At 61.1% G+C, this 22,373-nt stretch carries 23 protein-coding genes and 1 pseudogene; 14 read left to right on the top strand and 10 right to left on the bottom strand.

Features of this window, described 5'->3' with window-relative positions; all coding sequences use genetic code 11:
* The first annotated feature begins 4 nt into the window (after window positions 1–4).
* The 6 genes from K3F48_RS17905 (at window position 5) to K3F48_RS17880 (ending at window position 6,067) form a co-directional block, all read left to right on the top strand.
* Window positions 5–1,093: a nitroreductase family protein gene (locus K3F48_RS17905; RefSeq protein ID WP_222576796.1), complete on the top strand. Its 1,089-nt coding sequence runs from the start codon at window positions 5–7 to the stop codon at window positions 1,091–1,093.
* Window positions 1,094–1,135: 42 nt separating this feature from the next.
* The gene (locus K3F48_RS17900; protein ID WP_222576795.1) at window positions 1,136–2,284 is read left to right on the top strand and encodes an acyl-CoA dehydrogenase family protein; all 1,149 of its coding nucleotides are present in this window, start codon (window positions 1,136–1,138) and stop codon (window positions 2,282–2,284) included.
* Window positions 2,285–2,356: 72 nt separating this feature from the next.
* A complete protein-coding gene (locus tag K3F48_RS17895; RefSeq protein ID WP_222576794.1) occupies window positions 2,357–3,133 on the top strand; it encodes a DUF1295 domain-containing protein in 777 nt (258 codons plus the stop codon).
* 188 nt (window positions 3,134–3,321) lie between these two features.
* On the top strand, window positions 3,322–4,212 hold the full coding sequence (locus tag K3F48_RS17890; protein WP_222576793.1) for an HlyD family efflux transporter periplasmic adaptor subunit: 891 nt from the start codon (window positions 3,322–3,324) through the stop codon (window positions 4,210–4,212).
* On the top strand, window positions 4,209–5,378 hold the full coding sequence (gene devC, locus K3F48_RS17885; protein ID WP_222576792.1) for an ABC transporter permease DevC: 1,170 nt from the start codon (window positions 4,209–4,211) through the stop codon (window positions 5,376–5,378). The genes K3F48_RS17890 and devC overlap by 4 nt, the downstream gene beginning before the upstream one ends.
* On the top strand, window positions 5,378–6,067 hold the full coding sequence (locus K3F48_RS17880; protein WP_222576791.1) for an ATP-binding cassette domain-containing protein: 690 nt from the start codon (window positions 5,378–5,380) through the stop codon (window positions 6,065–6,067). Before devC ends, K3F48_RS17880 begins: the two co-directional genes overlap by 1 nt.
* Here the strand turns inward: K3F48_RS17880 and K3F48_RS17875 are convergent.
* Both K3F48_RS17875 and K3F48_RS25005 read right to left on the bottom strand, forming a co-directional pair.
* A complete protein-coding gene (locus K3F48_RS17875) occupies window positions 6,059–6,538 on the bottom strand; it encodes a hypothetical protein (protein WP_222576790.1) in 480 nt (159 codons plus the stop codon). The genes K3F48_RS17880 and K3F48_RS17875 overlap by 9 nt on opposite strands.
* Window positions 6,539–6,976: 438 nt before the next feature.
* A complete protein-coding gene (locus tag K3F48_RS25005) occupies window positions 6,977–7,372 on the bottom strand; it encodes a DUF1403 family protein (RefSeq protein ID WP_370631447.1) in 396 nt (131 codons plus the stop codon).
* Window positions 7,373–7,696: 324 nt separating this feature from the next.
* On the opposite strand from K3F48_RS25005, the gene K3F48_RS17865 reads away from it, so the two are divergent.
* The gene (locus K3F48_RS17865; protein ID WP_255609308.1) at window positions 7,697–8,779 is read left to right on the top strand and encodes a tyrosine-type recombinase/integrase; all 1,083 of its coding nucleotides are present in this window, start codon (window positions 7,697–7,699) and stop codon (window positions 8,777–8,779) included.
* Here K3F48_RS17865 and K3F48_RS24500 read toward each other — a convergent pair.
* The 4 genes from K3F48_RS24500 to repA form a co-directional block, all read right to left on the bottom strand.
* Window positions 8,774–8,983: a type II toxin-antitoxin system MqsA family antitoxin gene (locus K3F48_RS24500; protein WP_255609307.1), complete on the bottom strand. Its 210-nt coding sequence runs from the start codon at window positions 8,981–8,983 to the stop codon at window positions 8,774–8,776. The two genes, K3F48_RS17865 and K3F48_RS24500, sit on opposite strands and share 6 nt — an antisense overlap.
* 165 nt (window positions 8,984–9,148) lie before the next feature.
* Window positions 9,149–10,483 (bottom strand): plasmid replication protein RepC, encoded by a 1,335-nt coding sequence (repC, locus tag K3F48_RS17855; protein WP_222576788.1) that lies wholly within the window; start codon window positions 10,481–10,483, stop codon window positions 9,149–9,151.
* A gap of 151 nt (window positions 10,484–10,634) precedes the next feature.
* Window positions 10,635–11,627, bottom strand: coding sequence for a plasmid partitioning protein RepB (gene repB / locus K3F48_RS17850; RefSeq protein ID WP_222576787.1), 993 nt, complete (start codon window positions 11,625–11,627; stop codon window positions 10,635–10,637).
* A 71-nt stretch (window positions 11,628–11,698) separates the two neighbouring features.
* Window positions 11,699–12,880, bottom strand: coding sequence for a plasmid partitioning protein RepA (gene repA / locus K3F48_RS17845; RefSeq protein ID WP_222576786.1), 1,182 nt, complete (start codon window positions 12,878–12,880; stop codon window positions 11,699–11,701).
* A gap of 439 nt (window positions 12,881–13,319) precedes the next feature.
* Between repA and soxC the strand changes: the two are divergent.
* The 4 genes and pseudogenes from soxC (at window position 13,320) to K3F48_RS17825 (ending at window position 16,470) form a co-directional block, all read left to right on the top strand.
* Window positions 13,320–14,578 (top strand): annotated as a pseudogene (gene soxC / locus K3F48_RS17840) (sulfite dehydrogenase).
* A complete protein-coding gene (locus tag K3F48_RS25000; protein ID WP_222576785.1) occupies window positions 14,565–15,089 on the top strand; it encodes a cytochrome c in 525 nt (174 codons plus the stop codon). Before soxC ends, K3F48_RS25000 begins: the two are co-directional and overlap by 14 nt.
* Window positions 15,090–15,091: 2 nt before the next feature.
* A complete protein-coding gene (locus K3F48_RS17830) occupies window positions 15,092–16,102 on the top strand; it encodes an XdhC family protein (protein ID WP_222576784.1) in 1,011 nt (336 codons plus the stop codon).
* Window positions 16,099–16,470, top strand: coding sequence for an NTP transferase domain-containing protein (locus K3F48_RS17825; RefSeq protein ID WP_370631446.1), 372 nt, complete (start codon window positions 16,099–16,101; stop codon window positions 16,468–16,470). The genes K3F48_RS17830 and K3F48_RS17825 overlap by 4 nt, the downstream gene beginning before the upstream one ends.
* Before the next feature lie 12 nt (window positions 16,471–16,482).
* Here the strand turns inward: K3F48_RS17825 and K3F48_RS17820 are convergent, their stop codons facing one another.
* A complete protein-coding gene (locus tag K3F48_RS17820; RefSeq protein WP_222576783.1) occupies window positions 16,483–17,154 on the bottom strand; it encodes an IS6 family transposase in 672 nt (223 codons plus the stop codon).
* Between the two features lie 50 nt (window positions 17,155–17,204).
* Between K3F48_RS17820 and K3F48_RS17815 the strand changes: the two genes are divergently transcribed.
* The 3 genes from K3F48_RS17815 (at window position 17,205) to K3F48_RS17805 (ending at window position 21,004) form a co-directional block, all read left to right on the top strand.
* Window positions 17,205–17,354, top strand: coding sequence for a hypothetical protein (locus K3F48_RS17815; protein ID WP_222576782.1), 150 nt, complete (start codon window positions 17,205–17,207; stop codon window positions 17,352–17,354).
* A 171-nt stretch (window positions 17,355–17,525) separates the two neighbouring features.
* Window positions 17,526–19,616 (top strand): RiPP maturation radical SAM C-methyltransferase, encoded by a 2,091-nt coding sequence (locus K3F48_RS17810; RefSeq protein ID WP_222576781.1) that lies wholly within the window; start codon window positions 17,526–17,528, stop codon window positions 19,614–19,616.
* A gap of 32 nt (window positions 19,617–19,648) precedes the next feature.
* Window positions 19,649–21,004 (top strand): IS66 family transposase, encoded by a 1,356-nt coding sequence (locus tag K3F48_RS17805; protein ID WP_222576780.1) that lies wholly within the window; start codon window positions 19,649–19,651, stop codon window positions 21,002–21,004.
* Window positions 21,005–21,050: 46 nt separating this feature from the next.
* Here K3F48_RS17805 and K3F48_RS17800 read toward each other — a convergent pair whose 3' ends face one another.
* Genes K3F48_RS17800 through K3F48_RS17790 form a run of 3 tightly spaced genes read right to left on the bottom strand, consistent with a single transcriptional unit; the run spans window position 21,051 to window position 22,033 of the window.
* A complete protein-coding gene (locus tag K3F48_RS17800) occupies window positions 21,051–21,221 on the bottom strand; it encodes a hypothetical protein (protein WP_222576779.1) in 171 nt (56 codons plus the stop codon).
* A 6-nt stretch (window positions 21,222–21,227) separates the two neighbouring features.
* Window positions 21,228–21,863: an IS630 family transposase gene (locus K3F48_RS17795; protein ID WP_222576778.1), complete on the bottom strand. Its 636-nt coding sequence runs from the start codon at window positions 21,861–21,863 to the stop codon at window positions 21,228–21,230.
* Window positions 21,864–21,916: 53 nt separating this feature from the next.
* The gene (locus K3F48_RS17790; RefSeq protein WP_222576777.1) at window positions 21,917–22,033 is read right to left on the bottom strand and encodes a helix-turn-helix domain-containing protein; all 117 of its coding nucleotides are present in this window, start codon (window positions 22,031–22,033) and stop codon (window positions 21,917–21,919) included.
* Window positions 22,034–22,373: the final 340 nt, after the last annotated feature.

Raw genomic sequence — 22,373 nt, 5'->3', positions numbered from 1 at the left:
GCACATGAGCGCGCCGGATTTCGATCTGCTCTTACGACAGGCCATCGAGGCGGCTCGATGGGCGCCGTCGTCGCACAACTGCCAGCCTTGGCGAGTGGCCGTCGTTCCCGGCGCCTGCGAGAATGAGCGCTTGCTGCGTCTCACGCTCGACCAGGGCCGACGTCTAACCGCGCTCGAAAGCCTGGATTTAGAGATGGCTCTCAGCGTCGGCCTGTTCCTCGGCCTTCTCGTGACGGCGCTCCAGCGCCTCGGCTTAGCCTGCGAGTGGGCCATGGACGACGCGAGCGATCCGTCGCCGAAGGGCGAAATTTCGATGGCGATCGTAACCGTGCGGCGCGCCCCTGCCCGCGTCGTTGGCGGCGTTGACTGGGAATCCTTCGTCGATCTCGTACGCCGCCGCCGGACATGTCGCGCGCCCTTCGCTCCAGATCCGCCGTCCGCGGAGGCGATCGCCGCGATGTCCATCCGCCGCTGGCCGGAAACGCTGACCGGCAGCGCGCTGGAGATTCGCGCCGAAGCGGACCCGAAAACGTTGAAGAGCGTCGCTGAATTGACCGCGCGTTACGCCGCTCTCGATTTCACTCACCTCAAAGCCTGGTCCGAAACCTATCGTCATCTTCGCTTCGGCGAACCGGGGGACGAGGACGTGGTGGACGGCATTTTCGTCGACAGCCTGCTTGGGCCGATGACGCCGTTCAAGCGCCGCCTCCTTCGCTTTGCGCTCTCGCCGCTGGCCATGCAAGCTCTCCGTCCCTTCGGCGGCTCCTCACGCATGGCCGACGCCCTGGCGGGCCTCGTCGCCGCCGGCCCTGGTCTTGTGTGCTGCAGCCTGCCCGAGGAGCGCCCGCGCCGCCAGGATTTGCTCCAGGCCGGCGCCCGGCTGGCCGAAGTCTGGCTGAACGCGCAGGCCGCCGGCCTCGCTCTTCATCCGGTAAGCGTTCTTTTGCAGCACGATGCGCCGCGCCGAGAGATACAGCGGCTGCTCCGCCTCTCGACCCGTCGTCCCGTGTTCGTCGCGAGATTTGGCCTTGCTTTGCTCAATCCATCGATAAGTCCGCGCCGATCGGTCGACGCGATTCTGCGCATGGAGTGACCCGTCTCGAGGAAAACCTTTGAATTCGTAAGGAAGCTCGCAATGGATTTTCAACTGACCGACGAACAGATTGCCCGCAACGATCACATCGGCCGCTTCGCGGCTGAAGCCCTATCGGCGGGCGCGGCCGAACGCATTCGCGACGCGCGTTTCGACCGCAGTAAGTGGGACGCCGCCGCCGAGATGGGACTGGCCGGACTACCTGTCGACGCCGACTGGGGCGGGCCCGGCCTCGGCGCGCTCGACGCCATGCTGACGATAGAGACGCTGGGCCGCGAATGCTCCGACCTGGGTCTCGTGTTTTCGCTGTGCGCGCATATGTTCGCCTGCGTCGTACCGGTTTGGCGTCACGGCTCCGCTCAAATTCGCGAGAAATGGCTGCGCGACATGGCGAGCGGGCGCGTTATCGCCGCAAACGCGATGACGGAAGCGGAATCGGGCTCGGACGCATTCGCGATGTGCGCAACCGCAGAGCGCGACGGCGACGATTATGTGCTGACGGGCTTGAAATGTTTCATCACGAACGCGCCGATCGCCGACGTTTTCGTCGCCTATGCGAAGACGAACCCGCGACAGGGTTTTTTTGGAATAAGCTGCTTCGTCGTTCCGCGCGATGCGCCCGGCCTGACGGTGCGACCCGAGGCTCGCAAGAGCGGACTGCCCACCAGTCCCTGGGGCAGCGTCTATTTCGACGCGTGCCGCGTCCCGGCAGCCAATCTGCTCGGCGCCGAGGGGGCGGGCGCCGCGATTTTCAACGACAGCATGATATGGGAGCGTGGCTGCCTGTTCGCCGCATATGTCGGCGCCATGGATCGAGTTCTGACGCGGTGCGTCGAATATGCGCGCGATCGGCGCCAGTTCGGCAAGCCTATTGGCCGAAATCAGAGCGTGTCCAACAAGCTGGTCGACATGAAGCTTCGTCTTGAGACTGCCCGTTTGCTGCTTTACCGCACCGGCTGGCTGCACGACGTCGGTTTGCCTCATGAGGAGGCGAGCGCGCTCAGCAAGCTCTGGATATCGGAAAGCGCCGTAATGGCGGGTCTCGACGCCATTCAACTGTTCGGCGCCTCCGCGGCGATCGCCGACAACGGGCTCGACCGCCTGTTGCTCGATAGCCTGCCCTCGCGCGTGTTCTCCGGAAGTTCGGAGATACAACGCGAGATCGTTGCGCGCCACATGGGATTGCGATGATTTTTTTTGCGAAGCGCTCGACTGCGCCGCGTCGCGCGGTCAAGCGAATACGAAGAAGAAGGAGATTGGCGGATGGTCGAAAAATATATCGTTCTTCTGGTTGTCATCGAGGCGCTGGCCATTCTCGGCGTGATCGCCGCGAAAATCACCCAGGAGCCGAGAGCGCCATTCATCATCGGCTTCAACACGCTGCTTCCGGTCGCCGCAATCATCGTCGCATATGGAACGGGCGCACTCTGGCGTCAGATCACGATACTGGTCTTCGTAATTGCCTATCTCGTCCATATGAACTGGGTGCTGACAGCGGCCTATCGCGCGACCGCCGCGGCCAAGCTCCAGGGCCAGATCGATCGACCGACGCTTTATGCTTTGCCGGTCATTCTGACGAATACCTTCGGTTGGCTCTATTGCTTGCCCTTCCTGTGGGCCGCCGATCGGGCCGGGCCGTTCGACGCCTTCGACGCCGCAGCCATCGGCGTTTACCTCGTCGGCTCAGTCTTTCATATCGGCGGCGATTACCAGAAGTGGCGCTTCAAACAGAATGCGGACAGCCAGGGCAAGATTCTGGACACGGGCTTGTGGGGACTATCGCGCCATCCTAATTATTTCGGCGATTTTCTCATTTACGTATCCTTCGCTCTTTTTTCCGCCTCGCCCTGGGGTTTGATTGCGCCGCTCGCCAACGCTGTACAATATTTCTTCGACGCAATCCCAAAGAGCGAGGCTATGTCCAAGGAGCGATATGGCGCCGCGTGGGAGGAATATTGCAATCGCGCGCCCCGCTTCGTGCCGCGGCTCTACTCGGCGGCGCGCGCCTCTTGTGGCGAGAAAGAGCGGCCCTCCGCGTAAAGGGCGTCGGTCGCGGGGATCCTTCGCGAATGGGGGCGATGCATATTTCATGAAGCTTTGCCGAAACGTCTCTTGGGAAAATTAGCGAGACGCTCGGCGAGTCGGCAGGCGTTTCGACGGGTCGAAACGGTTTCAAAAAGCATTCGCAGGCATATCCCATGGAAGCGCGAAATTATATCGGACTGACAATGATCGCGGCGGGCGCGCTCTTGCAAGCGCGCCTGGCGCCGCTCGCCGCGGAAACATCGCCGCCAAATTCCGCCGCGCCGCAAACGGTTATGGGCATCGGCGCGCTTGGGCGCATCGAGCCGATGTCGCGCGTCATTCACGTCTCGCCCGACCAGGGAGCGAGCGGAGCGGTCATCTCGGAAATCCGGGTTCGTGAAGGGCAGGACGTGGCCAAAGGCGACGTTGTCGCCGTCTTTAGCGATTATGAGCGCCGCCGGACGGAGATCGATCTTGCCGCGGCCGAATTCGCCGTCTCGACCGCGCGTCTGGTGGCGGCGGAAGCCGAATTCAAGAAGGCACAGAGAGATTACGATCGCAAGAATTCGCTGCGCCTTTCGGGCACGGTCTCGGCCTTCGCTTTCGACGAAGCGGAACTGCGCTCCAGCAAAGCGAAGACGGACCTCGAAGCCATGCGCGCGAGCCTCAAACAGTCGGAAGCGAATCTTCGCCTAAAGAAGCTCCAGCTATTGCAAGCGCAGACGGCGGCGCCGATCGACGGCACGATTCTCAAGATTCATGCGAGGGCGGGCGAACGCGTGGGCGACAAGGGGATTCTGGACATGGCCGACTTGTCGTCGCTAGAAGTCGTTGCCGAGGTGTACGAGGCCGACATTGCGCGAGTCAAGGCGGGTCAGGCGGCCGTCGTGAGGCTGCCTTCGAGCGAGGCGGCCTACGAAGCGAAAGTTCGGATGCTCGGTTTCACGGTCGAAAAGAATCTCATGAACAGCACGGATCCCCTCGCGGACCGCGACGCCAGGATCGTCGAAGTTCGACTGACCCTCTCCGACTCGGCGCGAAAAGATTTCCTGCATCAGATTTACAGGCAGGTTCAGGTCCACATCGCGCCATGACGCCATTTCCAACTTTCTTCTTCGCCGCTCGTCTAGCCTGGCGGCAACTGACATACGATAAGCCGAAGCTCATCGCCGCGACGCTCGGCGTCCTGTTCGCCAGCGTGCTGGTGTTCATGCAGCTCGGTTTTCTCGATTCGCTTTACGCGAGCGCCGTGTCGGCGCCGATCAAGATGCGGGCCGATTTGTTCGTGCTGCACAAGCAGACGGAGGCGCTGTGGCGGCCCGTGCAATTCGAGCGCAGCGCGCTGATGCGCGCGCTCGGCCATCCGGACGTTCGCGCCGTTTATCCCATGTACGTGTCGCTTGGACAATTCAAGAACATGGACACTCATATACAGCGAACCTTGATGGTCTATGGTTACGATCTCAACGGCGACCTGATCGACGACGTGGACATTTGCGCGCGCGCCGACGACCTCAAACGCCAGGACGTCGCGCTCTTCGACATTGCCTCGAGGCCCGAGTTCGGTCCGGTGTCCGAGCAAATTTCCAAAGGACGCGACGTGACGGAAGTCAACGGACGCAGGATAAAGATCGTCGGAACGTTCCGCATGGGAACGACATTCGCCGCCGATGGAAACGTCGTCACGAGCGACTTGAATTTTCATCGCATCTTTCCGCAGCGCGCTTTCGACAAAATCGATCTCGGGTTCGTCTTGCTCAATCCGGGATCCGACGTTCGCAAGGCGCAGGCGGACTTGCTCGCGTTGATGGGCCAGGAGATGCGTGTGTTCGATTACAACGAGCTTGTCGAATTCGAAAAAGGCTACTGGGAGAACTCTGCGCCGATGGGATTTATCTTTGGTTTCGGCGTCGTAATGGGACTTGTCGTCGGCATGGTGATCGTCTACCAAATTCTCTTTACGGACGTGAGCAACAATTTGAGCCAATACGCGACGCTCAAAGCGATGGGATACTCCCAGTTCTATCTCCAACTGGTGGTTCTCTCGTCCGCAATCTATCTCGCGCTTCTCGGATTTGCGCTCGGTCTCGGCTTGTCCGTCGCGCTTTATCGTCTCGCCGAACAGGAAATATTCATTCCTTTTCCGATGCCCCTCGGCAAAATCGCGACAGTGTTCGCATTCATTCTTACGATGTGTTCGCTCGCCGGCGCGCTCGCCATTCGCCGCCTGAAAGCGGCAAATCCAGCGGATATGTTCTGATGGCGCTGGTCGATGTGAAAGGAGTGAGCTTCGCTTACGGCGCCGGCGAATTCCGCCGCCAAGTGCTCAACAATGTCGATTTTTCGGTCGATCGGGGGGAGATCGTCATACTCACCGGCCCCTCGGGTTCGGGCAAGACGACCTTGCTCACGATCCTGGGCGGCCTGCGCCTCGCCGTGACGGGAAGCGCCGTCGTGCTGGGCCGCGAGCTGGTGAACAGCGACGAAAACGTTCGTATGGGCGTGCGGCGGCAAATCGGCTACATTTTCCAGCAACACAATTTGTTTTGGCCGCTGACGGCCGTGGAAAATGTCTGCATGGCGCTCGAACTCGACGATCGGCTTTCGGAAGCCGAACGACGACAGCGAGCCGGCGAAATGCTGACCGAGGTCGGTCTAGCCGACCATCTCGACCGTCGGCCAAAACAATTGTCGGGAGGACAGCGCCAGCGTGTCGCAATCGCGCGCGCCCTGGTCTCGCGGCCAAAGCTCGTGCTGGCCGACGAGCCAACCGCTTCTCTCGACAAGGCAAGCGGTCACGAAGCGGTCAATATTCTCAAACGCCTCGCCAAGGACTATGGCGCGACGATCCTGCTCGTAACTCACGACTATCGGATTCTCGATATCGCGGACCGGATCATCACTCTCGAGGATGGCGCAATAACGCCCCAGAGCGTGCCGTCAAGTTAACGGCGGATAAGGGTTCGAGAGCAAATGGCCGCGCAGCCATGCCGCGCCTTCGCTCTCGTCGATCGCTTTGAAGGCGCGCCGCACCGCATCTTCGCTGACGACCTTCTTCATGCCGAGCAGCTCCGGCAGCACGGCGTCGCAGCGCGGCGCCGCTATATGAGCGTAGCGCTTGTGCCCGGCGAGCATGGCGAGCATCGCCGTGCCGAGAACGTCGCGCTTCTTGGGCGCATTGGGGCTGGCATAGCGCAGCGGACAATCGGCGACGAAGGCGTCGAACAGTCCGCTCGTTTTCAGGAAGTCGATGAAGAACGGCAGCTGCCCGAGCGGCGTCATCGCCGCTTCCTGATCCCATTCGACCCGGATCGGGCCGAAGAAGCTGTCGAGATCGACGCCCGCCGGGGCCTCGCCGACCACAACCGGCGATTGCTCACCCGCAGGGTGAGCCGAAGGAAGAGAGGAATCGTCCATCATGCGCTTGATAATGCGCCTCTCGCCTCATCCCTTCAAAGGGGAAACTCCCGGATTTAGGATGAACTCAGCGGGTTGGGCGGCTGTCCGGGGGCGGCGTGGGACGCCTACGCCGTGCGCGGTGCGCCGGCGAGCGGGCCGCGGCGGCGCGGCGACGGGGTCGAACGGATCGGGATCGAATCGGCGCATGGCGAATGGCAACAGACAGCGGCGCTTTGTCACGCAGTTTCACGGAAAAACCGCCGCACTCGTCGGCTCGATTCCATGTCCGATAATCTGCGCTTATCGGACAAGATTCGGAACCCCAGCAATGCCGGACGAAAACGCCCAAATCGACCCCCTCGAAGCCTCTCCGAAGCGTCGGGAAAATGCGAACGATTGAGGAACAGAGGCCTACGAGCCTGTCGGACAGCCGAAATTTGTGGATTCGAATTTGTGGATTCAACTCGCGGCGCCGCGGGACCGCGCATGATTTCGGGGATTCCGATTGACTCTGCGCCAGGACGACGCCGGCGGTCGCCGGCGTGGCGAGCGGCAGGCCGCGGCCCGCGAGCGCAAGTTGAAGGGCGCCGGCGAGCGTCGCCAATCGAGATCGGGCGGCAGGTCGAGAAGCGCGGCGGCTGCGGCGAGCCCTGCCGCGTCCAGCCTCGGCGGGCGCTCGGCGAAGGCGCGCCATAAGGCGAGGAAGCGGCCGGCAGGGCTGGTCTCCGAGCCTCCGGCGGCAAGACGCTCGGTATCGCGCAAGGCGGCTCGGGGCGTATGATCCGATCGAGCAACGCCAGCCCGGCGCCGGCGGAAAAAGCCGCCTCGGAGGCGCTTGCCGGCAGCCGCGGCCATGTCGGGTAATCACATGAAACGAGCCCGTCGGGCGTGCGCTCGAAGTCGGCGCGGGCGACTGCTGCGCGCTTCCGACCGGCAGGCGGCGGCTCGGCAGCCACGGGATCGGCAGGGTCGAATCGGTGCATATCTGATCGTAACCCGAGACGGCGCTTTATCACGGCCTTTGCCGCAATTTCCGTCGCGCCCGTCGTGCAAATTCGATGTTCGACCGCAATGCATATTGAAGGTCCAAAAACTCCCTCGGCCAGCGCCCGATAGGCATATGCTAGGATTCACTTGATTCTCAGCCGCCAAGGAACGCATTGGACAGGAGACGAGATTTTGCCGGCTTCCGAGGCCCCCTTCCCGGCCGACGCCACCCTGCCCGCGCCGATCGCCGAGCCGCCGGCTCATCTCGCGGCTCTCGGTGAGAGAGCGCGCGACTACGTCCGCAACGCCCAGTCGGACAACACACGCCGCGCCTATGAGTCCGACTGGCGCTCCTTCGGGACCTGGCTACGTCGGCAAGGCCTTTCTCCGCTGCCTCCGGATCCACGGACCGTCGGCCTGTATCTCGCCGCCTGCATGGAGACGGATCGCGGGCGTGCGCCGCTCAGCGTCACGACGCTGGAGCGGCGGCTCTCGGGCATTTGCTGGCGCTATCGCCAGCTCGGCGCGCCGCTCGACGCCTCGGACCCGCATGTCGCGACCGTGCTTGCCGGCATTCGCCGCGCCCATGCCCGCCCGCCCGTCCAGAAGCAGGCGATTTTCGCCGACGAGCTGTTGGCCATGTTGGCGACGCTCGAGAACGACCTGCGGGGCCTGCGCGACAAAGCCATTCTCGCGATCGGCTTTACCGGCGGATTGCGCCGCTCCGAGATTGTCGGCCTCGATTGTGGCCCCAGCCAGAGTGAAGACGGGACGGGCTGGATCGAGATTTTTGGATCCGCAAAGACAAACGACGACGAAGCGGCGCCGGCCGGTGAAGGCGGGCTGCTGCTCACGATCAAAGGCAAGAGCGGCTGGCGCGAGGTCGAGATCGGCCGCGGCTCACGGCCCGAGACCTGCCCCGTCGCCATGCTCGAGACCTGGATGCGGCTCGGACGGATTACGCATGGGCCCTTGTTCCGCAAGGTCGCGCGCAAGAACGGCGGAGTCGGCGCGGAACGGCTCGCCGATAAGCATGTCGCCCGGCTCGTACAGAAATGCGCGCTCGGGGCGGGCCTGCGCGGCGACCTCTCCGAAGGTGAGCGCCGGCTCGCTTTCGCCGGCCATTCGCTGCGCTCCGGCCTCGCCTCCTCGGCGGAGATCGACGAAGCGCATGTGCAACGCCACCTCGGCCACGCCAGCGTCGAAATGACCCGCCGCTATCAGCGCAAGCGCGACCGCTTTCGAGTCAATCTCACCAGGGCAGCCGGGCTATGACTGCTCACGGGCCGAAACCGCGCCAGTCGCCTTTGGCCGTCGCAACTCATCGAGCAAGTCCGGGTGGCGATCGAGCAGCATCATCAATTGGATGGTCGGGCCGCTCGGCTCGACGAGCCCCCGTTCAAATTTGTCGAAGGCGTTTTCCCCGACCTTGAACAAAACCCCGGCCTCGCGCTGCGATAGGCTCAACTTCGCACGCAAGCGCCGGATCGTCGACGGCGTGTGACCTCTTTCAAATCCCGAAGAGCGTCGTCGACCGGGCGCATGTCCCTGCCGACATGCACGCCTTCCCCCTCGACCGTCGCTTCTCCATGCCGCTCAGGCGCCACCATAAAGGGGTCGCGTCAAGGGTTCGAAGGGTTGACCTCATCCTGCCGCATTCCGCGCGCGCGCCATCTTTGCAGCCTTGCCGCGCAACAGCGCCATCAGCACCGACCCTAGCGAGAACTCCCCTGCCCGCGCCTTTTCGGTCAAGACGCGCAAATAACCGCCGGCGCTCTTGATCTCCTCGCCGCGTTGCAGGATCGCAGCAATAACGATCGACGCGTCATGCTCGCCCAAGACCTCCAAGGCCTGCGCCCAGGCGTCGGGCGAAACGCCGAGCGCCGAGCGCACCGTCGCCGCGGTGCATGCTAAGTCCCGCCAAGAAGAAATTTTGCCGCCCTTGCTGTAATCGACGATGTTGGGACATGCGTCCAGCACCATGCCGAGCGGATAGGTTCGCACTGGTGGTTTAGGATCCTGGCAGCGAGAATTCCGCACGGCTGTTTCAGCGCTTCCCTCGATCGGAGCACGTGTTGCTTCGAGATTTGGCTCGAACGGATCGGCCCTGCCTTCTGGAAGGCGAGGTTCAAGATCGATAATGTTTGTGGTTTGATTTTGTATATGACGCTCAGTTTGAGACTCATTGCCGCTCATATTTTGAACTTTTATGTGCGCTTCCAATCGCTTGTGTGTTTCCGCGGCCAGCGCGGCGAGGGCGCGCGCCAAAGCCTCCAGATCGACGCGTGCGAGCCGGCGCGCATATCGACTAGAGAGTTCCGCATAGCGCAAGTGAAAGCTCTCCCAATCACCGGACACGCCCTCCCCCTCTCCGGTTTCGATCATCTTGACGATGTCCCGCCGCGTCAGCGTGATCCGCTCACGCAGCAGCGCCATCGCCCGGTTTTCGGCCCGCACCTCCTCGGCGAGATTCTCGATTTCATCCGCACGCGCCACGAGCGGCGCGAGATCGAAGCCGAAAGCGTCCTCTATAGCGCCCCCCTGCCCTTTTCTGGCGAAGCGTTTGCCGTTCGGGGAATCACGACGGATGACCAAGCCCGCGTCGACGAGGCAGGCGAGATGCCGCCGCAGCGTCGCCGGCGCCATGCCATGCGCGCGGATCGACAGCTCCTTGTTCGAGGGAAACACGACAATGCCGCCGCCGGCAGAGCCCGCTTCCGCCGACTTCGACTCATTCGACGACAAAGTGAGAGCGGTCTCTTGATGGAAGCTCAGCAGCGCATGCAATACGGAGAGCGCGCGTTCGGTGACGCCGAGCGGTTCTTTGGCTTCGGTGAGCGCTCGAAACAGTCGCCATTTGTGCACGACGGTTTCGGATGCGCCCGGCTTGGCGGCGAAATCCTCGGTCGCGGTCTGGCTCGCCAGCATGGCGAGCGACAGCGGCCGCCGCCCGAAGGGCGTCGTTGGACGTGTCTGCATAAACTTTTGCCTCGTTCAGGCAAAAGAAATCCGCTCACCAAAACGGCGCCGACTCTTGACAGCGATTCACGGAAGTGTGATTCTCTTAGGTGCGAACTTTGAGAAGGGGCTTCCGGGGCGTTACGTTTCGGGGGCCTTTTTCTTTTGCGGTTCAGTCTCCGTTATCGATGTTTGTCTTTTCCTGCCTGTACGCTCGATACATATCGGCCAATCGTTCCGACAGATATTCTCCAAACGCTTTCGCGTCAGGACCTTTCGCTTTCAGCGACACCGTATAGCGCTTGCCCTCGGCCTTCATTTCAGCCGCCAGCACTCCATCTTCGGATGCCCACTTCAACGGCTGTCCGCTTCTTGCGCGGTTCGTCGACTTTTTGGATTTGAGCCGCGCCACGATCGCGTTGAATTTCTCATCGCTGGAAAGGCCGGAAAACCCAGCGTCCTCGATCGTTGCCAGCACGCTATCGATTGAACCGGGCCGTTCGAGAAGCGCCTTGAGCTCATACCAACGATCCCGTCCAACCCCTTTTGCCGGCCCGATCGCCTCGAGGACTTTCTGGGGCAAGCTCGCAACCGAGAGCATTTTGGAAAGCGTCGTTCGGTCGATCGCAAGAGCGGTGAGGATCGTGGCGTTGTCCTCGTCATACCGCAGCCGCGAGAGCTTTGCGGCGAACAGCGCCTTCTCGATGAAGGACAAGTTTGCTCTGGCCGAGTTCTCCTGCCCTTGAGCGACGACGTGTTCCCGGTCTCCGAGCTCCTTGATAACGGCGCGAACTTTTCGCTCGAGCATCTTCGCGACGCGCGCGCGCCTATGGCCGAATACGATCATGTAACGACCAGGCTGAGAAGGATGTGGTCGAACCAGGATCGGCGAATCCTGCCCGCGATCGCGAATAGCCGCCAGGAGTTCATCGAACTCACGATCATCTTCGTCGAGTCGATCACGAACAAACGATACATCGATGCTGTCGGGGTCGAGATCGACGACCGTCTCGCCTTCCATGAGCTTGTCCGCTCGGGCAGCCAACTCGTCGATTGAGCTCAAAATCGAACGAGAGGCGCCTTTCAGCGCATAGTCGAGGGCAGGGGTCTTTTCTTCGACGCCACCATGATCCATGAGGTTGGCGAATGGGTTTTTTCGAGCCACGATTCATCCTCCTCACAGATCTAGTTGATTGAAAGAAAATCGGGTTTTTGCTGATTTGACGGCCGTCAACATCACAGCCTCCCCCACGCCTGGTGAATGAGGCCTTGGATCTCGAAATTTACGGCGTCCATGCACTCGATCGCTCGATCATAGGTGTCGCGGTTGAAGTTCGCTCTGTCGACCTCATACAATGTCTGCTTCGTAAGGCCGGCGTCGGAGATCGCTGTCGACTTGAGCATCGGGCTTTTCAGAATTTCCTCGGCCAACATGGATTGCATGAACCCCAGCATTTGAGCTTGAGGCACATCCGTCGGCTCGTATCGCGTGATGAGGTATCGCAGCCAGTCCATCTGCACGCGAGCCCCGACCTGTTTGATGGTCCTGGTGATATTGCCGAGCATGAGCAGGAACTGACTCATCGACATCAGGTCCAACATTTGCGGATGCACAGTGATCAATACGGATGTTGCGGCGGCGAGCGCGGTCAGGGTCAGATATCCGAGCTGGGGAGGGCAGTCGATGATGACGACGTCATAGCGATCGTCCACCTCCTCGAGCGCGTTCCCGAGCCGGGCGAAAAACCGCTTGCCCTCCTTCGAACCCTGCATCGCGAGCGGCGTGGTATATTCATATTCCTGCAGTTCCAGATTGGCAGGAATGATATCGAGAGACGGAAAGTTCGTCGCCAGAACGACATCATGGATCGGCGTCTTGTCCTCGTCATAACGAATGGCGTCGTAGAGTGACGGGTTGCGGTCGATTTCTGGCTGGAACCCATGCAGGGCAGAGAGAGACGCCTGCGGATCCAAGTCGATGACCAACGTCCGATGCCCGGTCAAAGCCAGATGTTGACCAAGATGCGCGGCCGTCGTGGTCTTGCCGGATCCACCTTTGAAATTAACGACTGCGATAACCTGCAGCTTCTCTCCGACTTTTCGATGCGGCACGTATTTCTTGGCGTCAGAGCGACCATTCTTGTCCAAATATTGCCTCAGCTCGATCATCTGCTCGGCGTGATAGAACCGACGCCCCCCTGCGGCGATCGTGGGCTCGGGACCCTTCTTCTCGAGGTGAAGCCGCTTCAGGTTGTTCGGAACTACGCCCAAATAATGCGCCACCTCGGCCATCGAGAATTGACGCAGGGTCTTCTTTGCGTTCGGAGGAAACTTCTCCAAACGGAGCTGGTTGAGCTTCCGCGATATCTCGGCGCCTTGCGCCAGGATCTTATCGTCGAATTCGAATGTCGGAAGCATACGGCCTGCCCGATCTCGTCAAATAGCGCCAGGAACGCCCTTTCGGCGAATTTAGCGCCATTATGTCCGATTCTCTCTGGCTGGCAAGAACAATAGGGTTAACAGAATCCTAACGACCTCGACGCGGTTCAAGTCTTCGCACGCGCCTTGCAGAAACGGGCCAGCTTGCGCATATCCCGCTGATATAACGTACTTTTCTGTGGTCTTTTACGGCCGTCAACGAACAGCGGAGCGTGCGGCTGGCGGACAGCGCGCCGACCTGAAGGCCCCCATGCCGACAGGGCGCGCGGCCGCATGTTTCGCGCTTGTCGGCCCGGCCTCGCGCAGGATATATCTAGTTAACCGGTAGAGTTTCGATCGGATGATTCAAGATGCACGCAACGCCAACGCAGTCTCGCCAAAGCGGCGTCCGGGATGGTGATGTCTCGAGACGGAAGAGATGAAGCGAGGACGAGCGTCCACACAAGCGTTCGAGCCGGCGGCGGATAATGGCCTCCTGCATCGACGGGCGTTCATCGCCGGCGCCGCGGGCGCGGCCGATCCGGTGCGCGCCGAAGCGCTCGCCGTCGAGCCGTGGATGACGGCGCCGGGCGCGCCCTTCACAGCCTATGGCCAGCCTTCGCGCTTCGAGGCGAATGTCACGCGCGTCTTCGCCAATCCGCCCAATGCGTCGGGCTCCGGCGCCTCGCGCACGCCGCTGTCGCGACTACTGCAGGGGACGATCACGCCCAATGGCCTGCATTTCGAGCGCAGCCATAGCGGCGCGCCGGATCTCGATCCGGACAAGCACCGCCTGCTCATCCATGGGCTGGTCGCGCGGCCGCTGGTCTTCTCGCTCGAAGCGCTGGCGCGCTATCCGATAGAATCACGCATCGCCTTCATCGAATGCGGCGGCAACAGCGCGCAGCTCTATCAGAGGGAGCCGCTCGACGCCGATGCGCAGCGGCTGCACGGCCTCCTCTCCTGCGCCGAATGGACCGGCGTGCCTCTCTCCCTTCTTCTGGAGGAGGCGGGCGTCGACCACGCCGCCCGTTGGGTGCTCGCCGAGGGCGGCGACGCGTCAGGGATGAGCCGCAGCGTGCCGCTCGCCAAGGCGATGGACGACGCGCTGATCGCGCTCTTTCAGAACCGCGAGCGCATCCGACCGTCCAACGGCTATCCGATGCGCCTGCTGCTGCCGGGCTATGAAGGCAACATGCAGGTGAAATGGCTGCGCCGCCTGAAGCTCGTCGAGCGGCCGGCGATGACGCGCGACGAGACCGCCAAATATACGCTGCTGCGGCCCGACGGCCCGGCGCTGCAATTCGTCTTCGCCATGGAGGCGAAATCGGTGATCACGCAGCCCTCCCCCGAATTGTCCTTGAAGGAGCCGGGACTCTATGAAATTTCCGGCCTCGCCTGGTCGGGCTCGGGGCGGATCGCCAAGGTCGAAGTGTCGGCCGATGGCGGCCGCAGCTGGACGGAGGCCGCCTTGCAGCAGCCTGTTCTCTCGAAGGCGCTGCCCGGTTCCGCCTCGCCTGGCGCTGGGATGGCGGCCCCGCCGTCCTGCAGAGCCGCGCGACCGACGAAGCCGGCAATGCGCAGCCGACGCGCGAGGCGCTCCTCGCGCGCCGCGGAACGCGCGCGCTCTATCACTTCAACGCCATCGCCAGCTGGGGCGTGGCGCCGGGCGGGAAGGTCGGCCATGACTATGCGTGAGTCGATCGCGCTGGCGCTGCTGCTCGCCGCTTGCGCGAGGGCGCGCGCCGAAGGGCCGCGACTCGGACGTTCCGCGACGATCGACGAGATCGCGCGCTTCGACATCAGCGTCGGCCCCGATGGGATCGGTCTGCCGCCCGGCTCGGGCACGGCGCGCGAAGGACGCCTCGTCTACGAGTCGAGGTGCGTCGCCTGCCATGGCGAAAAAGGCGAAGGCAAGCCGAACGACCGGCTCGTCGGCGGTTCCGACACGCTGAAGGGTAACAAGCCGGCGATCAAGACGGTCGGCAGCTATTGGCCCTATGCGACGACGGTGTTCGACTATGTGCGCCGGGCGATGCCCTTCGATGCGCCGAAGTCGCTGCGCGACGAAGAGGTCTATGCGGTCACCTCCTATCTGCTGCATCTCAAAGGCGTGATAGCGGAAGACGCGGCCATCGACGCGGTGAGCCTGCCCAAGATCGACATGCCGAACAGAAGCGGCTTTACGCCTTTCGCGCCCGGAAATTGACGATGCGCGCGGATGACGACGCCGAGCTGTTGCGGCGAGCGATGGACTGGCGTCTCGCGAGGCGCAAGGTCGCGATCGCCACAGTGATCGAGACCTTCGGCTCGGTGCCGAGGCCGGTCGGCGCGCATCTCGTGGTCGATGAGACGGGCGCATTTGTCGGCTCTGTTTCCGCCGGCTGCGTCGAGAATGACGTCATTGTCGCGGCGCTCGACGTGATCGCCGATGGCGTCGCGCGGCCTCTCGAATTCGGCGTCGCGGACGAAACCGCCTGGCGCGTCGGCCTCTCCTGCGGCGGGCGCATCTGCGTGCTCGTGCAAAAGCTCGATGACTCGGCCGCCGAGCTGCTCGACGCCTCCTTGCGCATGATCATGGAGCGGCGCGCGCATACGATCGCCACGCCGCTCGACGGCGGCGTCGCGCGCGTCATCGAGATCAGCGATCCGCTCGCAGCTTTTGCCGGCTGGAGCGGCGTCGCCACGCATGAGGCTCAACAATGGTTCATCGAACGGCGCGAACCGGCTCCGCGGCTCGTGATCATCGGCGCCGTGCATGTCGCTCAATCGCTCGCGCCCATGGCCCGGATCGCCGGCTTCGAGACGACCATCGTCGATCCGCGCGCCGCCTATGCGACCGCCGAACGATTCCCCGATGCGCGTCTCGATCCGCGCTGGCCGCAGGAGGCGCTCGCCGAGATCGGCCTCGACGCATCCACCGCGACCGTCGTCCTCACGCACGACCCGAAGATCGACGATCCCGCGCTGCGCGCTACGCTCGCGTCGCCATGCTTTTATGTCGGCGCGCTGGGCTCGCGCGCCACTCAGGCGCGCCGCGTCGAGCGCCTCTCCGCGAGCGGCCTCTCGCGCGACGCGCTGATGCGCATCCGCGCGCCGGTCGGTCTGGACATCGGCGCGCTCGGTCCGGCGGAGATCGCGGTCTCGATCCTCGCGGAGATGATTCTCGCGCGCAAGCGCAAGCCTTTGCGCAGCAGCGCCGCCGTGAAAGACGTCGCGTGATCGCGGCGATCGTGCTCGCGGCAGGGCGAAGCGCGCGCTTCGACGAGCAGGGCGCGAACAAGCTGCTCGAAGATTTCGGCGGGCGGCCGCTGATCCGCCGCGCCGTCGACGCCGCGCTCGGCTCGCGAGCGACCAAGACCATCGTCGTGACGGGCTGGGACCATGCGCGTATCGCCGCTGCGCTCGGCGATCGTCCAGTGACGTTCGCGCATAACGCCCGGCATCGAAGCGGCATGGCCTCGTCTCTGCAAACGGGGCTCGCCGAGGCGCGCGAGGCGGATGGCGTGATCGTGCTGCTCGGCGACATGCCGACGATCGAATCGGGTTGTGTCGCAAATTTTGTCTATGGAGGCGACGCGAGCGTGTGAGAGTGGCGCGGCTCACACCGCGAGGGCATAGAACTGCTGGGCTGGACGCAATTCGCCCCTGGTCTGCAACTGGTCCTTTCGGATCATATGCATGAGCTCGATCCCCGAGAGCGTCGCAGCAGTTGATCGAAATGATTTGAAACCCGACATCGGCCGCGTCACTCGCTTCACCGCTCGATGGTCCTGTTCGACAATATTATTGAGATATTTGATGCGGCGGATTTCGATGTCCACTTCATGCTCCGCATTGTAGCTTTCGATCGCTGCCGTGTTGGCGCCGCTCTTGTCGATCGTGATCTTCTCCGGCTCGCCATGCTGACCGATCGCCTTGCGCAAAAAGCGCAACGCGGCTTTGCAGTCCCTCTTCGCCGTCAGCAGGAAGTCCACCGTCGCGCCTGCCTTGTCGACCGCCCGATACAGATACTTCCAGCAGCCTTTGACTTTCACGTAGGTCTCATCGAGACGCCAGCTGGATCCGATCGCGCGCTTGCGAGCACGGAACTGCTTCTCCAGCAAAGGCGCATATTTGACGACCAAGCGATTGAGCGTGGAATGGTCGACCTCGACGCCTCGCTCTTCCATCATTTCTTCGAGTTGACGATAGCTCATCGGATACGCCACATACCAGCGGACACCCCAAAGGATCACCTCGCGTTCAAAAGGGCTGCCTTTGAAATCAATCATCACGCTATTCCGCCTGCTCTGCTGCCTGCGATCATAGCCCATACCGACCCGTGTCAAAAATTCGCGACAAAACCCTTGAAATCGGCCTGCGCGGCGTCAGCGCGCCAGAATCGAGTTTACGTGACATCGCCCCGGACCGCCGAATAGGGGCAGGCCACTGGCATCTCGACGAAGTCGTCGTCTCGACCAACGGCCGCTGAAATAGTCCCACCGCAGCCTACCCGCCAGTTAGCGTGACATGCCTGAAAAACGCGCTTTTAAAATCACCGATCTCTAAGATATAGGACCTGTAAAAAAAATCAGACTCAAATTTTCTCCGTCCGAAAAGATCGGCGCATTTCAATCCGAGTGCGATTTATGGAGGGGAGTTTATGGGAATTCGCTTCATAGAAGAAAGTGCGTCTCCGAAAAAATTTCTGTCCATGCGAGTTGAGCCGGTTAGCGACTTGGACATCGACCGCGATGCGCTGTGGCGACAACTAGAACGGCTGGTCAATTTTGTGTCAGATGCGGGTAACACGATTCGGCATGCGACCGGGTGCGTGGTGCGACGCGGCGCGACCCGGCGTTTCAAGCTGCCGCTTGCGCCTCGCTCCGAGGTCTTATTGATCGTACCGCCATTTGCCTCGCTGTGGTACCCATCCCTCGCAGCCCATCTGTTGCAAGCCTGCGGGTGCCGCGACGATGTCGGGGTGGACGTTTTCTACGCGAACTTGCTCTTTGCGTCCTGGATTGGACAAAGACAATATGAGCGAATCAGCGCTGAGTCTCTCAGCCTCGCTTCCGAACGATTTTTTGCAAGATGCGCATTCGACATGCCCGCATTGGGGTTCGGCGCGGAGCATATGTATGATCCTAGACGAATTTTCGGAGACGATCACGGTCAACGTTACGGCGCGCTCTACCCTGACTCGGCCGCTGACAAGCGCGGGCGCAAAAACCCGCTCACGCTCGGAGAAATGCGGCGGTTAGAGTCTTCCGCACCTGAATGGATCGATCTCGTTGCGCGAAAGATCCTGGCCGCGGGATACAAGATTGTGGGCTGCACGACGACGTTTCAGCAGACCACGGCCAGTGTGGCGATTTTGAAGCGCGTGAAAAAGCTCGACCCATCGATCACGACAATTCTGGGGGGAGCGAACTGCGAAGGCGAAATGGCGGAAGGCCTCGCTGCGCTCGATACGGGCGTCGACTATTTCTTTTCTGGAGAAAGCGAGGATGCATTTTCCATTTTTTTGTCGGAAATATTGAAAGGCTCGCCCTCGCAATCAAAAATAATTCAGGGCGCGCCGCGTACCGATATGAATTCTCTGCCTCCTGTAATATATGATCAGTTTTTTGCGCAGCGTCGTTCGTTTCTGCCTCTCGCGGCCCCGGCCAGCTTCTGTCACCTTTCTTTTGAGACGAGCCGAGGATGTTGGTGGGGACAGAAGCGTCATTGCACTTTTTGCGGCCTTAACGGCGACGGAATGGCCTTCCGCAGCAAATCGCCCGACACGATTTTCTCTGAGCTGAAAACACTGCTGAGCGCTAGCCCGAGTAAGACGATAGCGATGACTGACAATATAATGCCCCGTGAATATTTTCGCACGCTTATCCCGAGAATCCAGACGGAGCTTCCAGGAGTCAGGATATTTTATGAACAGAAAGCCAACTTGTCATTTGACGAAATGCGCTCTCTAAAAGCCGCCGGCGTCGAGTTTATACAACCAGGAATAGAAGCATTGTCGACACGCCTGTTAAAACTTATGCGCAAAGGGGTATCTTCGAGTCGCAATATTATGGTTTTGCGCTATGGAAGAATTACTGGAGTGAAAATAATATGGAATATTTTGTGTGGTTTTCCGAACGATGATCTGGCGGCGTATCAAGAAACTATTGATATTATTCCGCTTATTGTTCATCTGCAGCCACCCAATGGCCTTGGGCATCTCAGCCTGGACCGATTCAGTCCATATTTCTATGAAATGGATGCGCACAATATTACAACAATCCGTCCACTGCCCGTTTACAGCGACATATTCCCGGCGGATGCTGATGTGAGCAAGATCGCCTACCGTTTTCTTGGCGATTACCCGAGCGATACACATATTCATGTAGATATAATGAGAGAGTTGAGCCACCAGGTTCGAAATTGGTCTTTAGCCTGGGAACAAAGATATCGGCAACGTCCGGAATTAAAGCTCTGCCCCCATGACGGCCACTATATCTTATTCGATACACGCGGACTGCCTGGACTGCCGGAAATGCGTCATATCGATCACGACGAGGCCACGTTGCTTATGAGCGCGCGGCCCTATCGTCACAGCGCTGAAGAAGATCAGGCGATCGCAAGAAAACTGGCGGTTCAACTGGACGATCGATTTATCCCTTTGGTCGTGGCGCGGGAAGACCTCTTTGCCAAATTGAGTTGCGAGACAAAAGGTGACTGCCCAGGTTCGGCGACGAAAAAAATTGCTTGACGCGAGGCGGACCGCCGTGAGTCAAGTTTTGGATGACGCCGGCTTCGAATCAATCGGATCGCGACGAGCTTGCGGCGGCTCTCGCCGCAGCGTTGGCTTCGAACGCCGCCTTGTTGCAGGCGATCGCCAAATTGGAGGCGCGGGTCGCCGAGCTCGAGCGCCGTCTCGGGCTCGACAGCTCCAACAGCTCCAAGCCGCCGTCGTCCGACGGGCCGAAAGGGCCGACGCGCACGGCGAGCCTTCATCGTCCGTCCGGCAAGAAGTCCGGTGGGCAGAAGGGTCATAAGGGAGACACGCTGCGCCAGTCGGCGACGCCCGACATCGTGGTCGATCACCACCCGCAAGCTTGCGCCGGTTGTGGCGCGGCGCTGACGTCGGAGATGAGCGAAGGGCACGCCGCGCGGCAAGTGTTCGATCTGCCCGAACCGCAACCGCTCGAAATCACGGAGCGCCGCGCCCACGCCTGCCGTTGCGCGCGATGCGGCGAGACCACGCGCGCCGCCTTTCCCGAGGGCGTTGATGCGCCCGTTCAATATGGCGCGCGCATCGCCGCTTTCGTCGTCTATCTGCTGCACTATCAATTCATCGCCGAGGATCGGCTGAAGCAATTGATGCAGGATCTCTTCGGCGTCGGCCTGTCCTGCGCGACCATCGCCGGAATGAGCCGCGCTTGCGCGTCGAGGCTGAAGGATTTTGCGGAGGCGCTGTGTGATCGCGTCGCGAGAGCCGACGTCAAGCACATGGACAAAACCGACTTTCGCATCGGCGGCAAGACGCAATGGCTGCATGTGGCCTGCACGAGCCTGCCGACGTTCTATCGCGTTTGCGCCAAACGCGGCGCGTTGCTGAGCGATATCGTCGAAGTCGTCGGCGTCATCGTGCATGACCATTGGAAGCCCTACTATACGATGGACGGCGTACGGCACGCGCTCTGCAACGCGCATCATTTGCGCGAGCTGAAAGCGCCGATCGACATCGAGAAGGAAGATTGGGCGCACCAGATGCAAATCCTGCTGCGCCGAGCCTGTCACGCGACCAATCTCGCACGCGAGCGCGGCGTCGCCCTGAAGCCTCGCTTCGTCGCGCGCATAAAACGGCGTTACGACGCCGTCGTCCGAAGATTTCGCCACGATCCAATCGGTCATCTCCACCGCCAGAAAACAGGGCTGGAACATCCTCCAAACCCTCACCTGCAGCCCCGACGCGTTGCTCCAGGCCCTCCGCGTAATTTGACGTCATCAACGAACCTGGGCAATCACGACAAAAAAAGAATTGAGCGCTTGAACTGGAAGCATGAAAATGCAAAGCTCACGGCGCATCCAGCGTCTCAAAGAACTCTGGGTAGGCGTGACGCGCGCAGTGATAGCTCTTTTGCACCTATGAATTGACGGAGAATTCATGTGGAAATCGATATTTATTTTATTTATACTCCGTTCAGCTCACAACCCGAAAATCCTTCGGCTTGATGACGCGAAAATTATCGGTGACCGAATCGCTGAACTCATCCCAGGTTCGGGGAATTTTTTCGCGCAGGAATTCGAGCGTCGCATCGGCGAACTCCGCGCATGTGGCGTAGGTTTTGTTGTGCGTCAGATGCTTGTGCATGAGGCCCTACAGCCACTCGATCGGGTTCAGATGGGGGCAGTAGGCCGGCACGAAATGCAGCTTGATCCGGCGCCCTGGCTGGGCCAGCCATTCGCGCACGATTTTGACGTGGTGATAGGCCGCATTGTCGAGAAAAACATGGATCATCGCCATCAACGGATACACTGCTTTGAGCGCTTCCAGCAGCGCGATGGTCGAGAGGGCGTCGACGGTCACGGCCTCGATTATCCGGGTTTCCCCGGTTTCCAGATTGACGGCGCCGTGAATGTTGATGCGCTGACGCCCGCTTGTCTGCTCGATTGCGAGCTTCTGGTCCTTTGGCGCCCAGCAGCCGGCCGAGCGCGCCGCATGGGTCGGATGCACGGCGTCCCCAAACACGACAACCTCGTCGTCGCTTATGGAATTCAACAGGTCTTCATAGCTGTCGATGAAGGCCTTCTGTGTCTTCTCATCGAGCTTGCGCGGGATGATGATCGGCTTGCGATATACCAGCCCCAGTCGATGCAACAGCACGATCAACCCCGAGCGGCTCTCGTAGACGAGGCCGAACTCCTTCAGGATGAACGCGCCGACATGGCGCGTCGAGCGCGGCAGCGTCGCGCCGACGAAGGCCTTCAGCGCCTCTTCCTGCGCGGCGCTCAAAAAGCCGGCGCTCCCGCCCATGTTGAAGCTTCAGACCTTCGATCCCGCGTTGCTCATAGGAGCTTGCGCCAGCTGCGAACGGTGTCGTCATCGAGCAGCAGCGCGCGGGCGACCTCGATGCAGCTCCACCCGTCGTCCAGCAGCACGAGCGCGTTGGCCCGCCGCGTCACGCGAGACCGCGCCGACCCGTCGCGCGCCAACACGATCAGTTTTGCGCGATCATCTTCGCCGAGGAAGCCACCTGTGTGCTATTTTTAGAACTCGCCCGTTTATTTCCAGCGGAGCCACAAATATGAGCCGAATACACAATGGTAAATATATATAGAGGAATGCGGTGGCTAATATGACGATGAAGAATTTGTCGATTCGGGATCGAGAACGTTTGTTGCAGCTTGCTCGCTCTCGTCAAATTATCCGTTCCGCATCGGCGGAGTTGCCGCCGATCCCGCTTGTCGACCGCACGGGTCCGCTCGCCTTATCCTTTGCGCAACAGCGCCTATGGTTTTTGAC

The organism is Methylosinus sp. Sm6 (genome assembly GCF_019802345.1).
Classification (GTDB): domain Bacteria; phylum Pseudomonadota; class Alphaproteobacteria; order Rhizobiales; family Beijerinckiaceae; genus Methylosinus.
This window is presented reverse-complemented; position numbering and strand designations above follow the sequence as displayed.

Coding starts and splice junctions, on each gene's coding strand:
- K3F48_RS17905 (WP_222576796.1), top strand. CDS start 5: ATGAGCGCGCCGGATTTCGATCTGCTCTTACGACAGGCCATCGAGGCG.
- K3F48_RS17900 (WP_222576795.1), top strand. CDS start 1,136: ATGGATTTTCAACTGACCGACGAACAGATTGCCCGCAACGATCACATC.
- K3F48_RS17895 (WP_222576794.1), top strand. CDS start 2,357: ATGGTCGAAAAATATATCGTTCTTCTGGTTGTCATCGAGGCGCTGGCC.
- K3F48_RS17890 (WP_222576793.1), top strand. CDS start 3,322: ATGATCGCGGCGGGCGCGCTCTTGCAAGCGCGCCTGGCGCCGCTCGCC.
- devC (WP_222576792.1), top strand. CDS start 4,209: ATGACGCCATTTCCAACTTTCTTCTTCGCCGCTCGTCTAGCCTGGCGG.
- K3F48_RS17880 (WP_222576791.1), top strand. CDS start 5,378: ATGGCGCTGGTCGATGTGAAAGGAGTGAGCTTCGCTTACGGCGCCGGC.
- K3F48_RS17875 (WP_222576790.1), bottom strand. CDS start 6,538: ATGATGGACGATTCCTCTCTTCCTTCGGCTCACCCTGCGGGTGAGCAA.
- K3F48_RS25005 (WP_370631447.1), bottom strand. CDS start 7,372: ATGGCCGCGGCTGCCGGCAAGCGCCTCCGAGGCGGCTTTTTCCGCCGG.
- repC (WP_222576788.1), bottom strand. CDS start 10,483: ATGCAGACACGTCCAACGACGCCCTTCGGGCGGCGGCCGCTGTCGCTC.
- repA (WP_222576786.1), bottom strand. CDS start 12,880: ATGCTTCCGACATTCGAATTCGACGATAAGATCCTGGCGCAAGGCGCC.
- K3F48_RS25000 (WP_222576785.1), top strand. CDS start 14,565: ATGACTATGCGTGAGTCGATCGCGCTGGCGCTGCTGCTCGCCGCTTGC.
- K3F48_RS17830 (WP_222576784.1), top strand. CDS start 15,092: ATGCGCGCGGATGACGACGCCGAGCTGTTGCGGCGAGCGATGGACTGG.
- K3F48_RS17820 (WP_222576783.1), bottom strand. CDS start 17,154: ATGATTGATTTCAAAGGCAGCCCTTTTGAACGCGAGGTGATCCTTTGG.
- K3F48_RS17810 (WP_222576781.1), top strand. CDS start 17,526: ATGGGAATTCGCTTCATAGAAGAAAGTGCGTCTCCGAAAAAATTTCTG.
- K3F48_RS17805 (WP_222576780.1), top strand. CDS start 19,649: ATGACGCCGGCTTCGAATCAATCGGATCGCGACGAGCTTGCGGCGGCT.
- K3F48_RS17800 (WP_222576779.1), bottom strand. CDS start 21,221: ATGCACAAGCATCTGACGCACAACAAAACCTACGCCACATGCGCGGAG.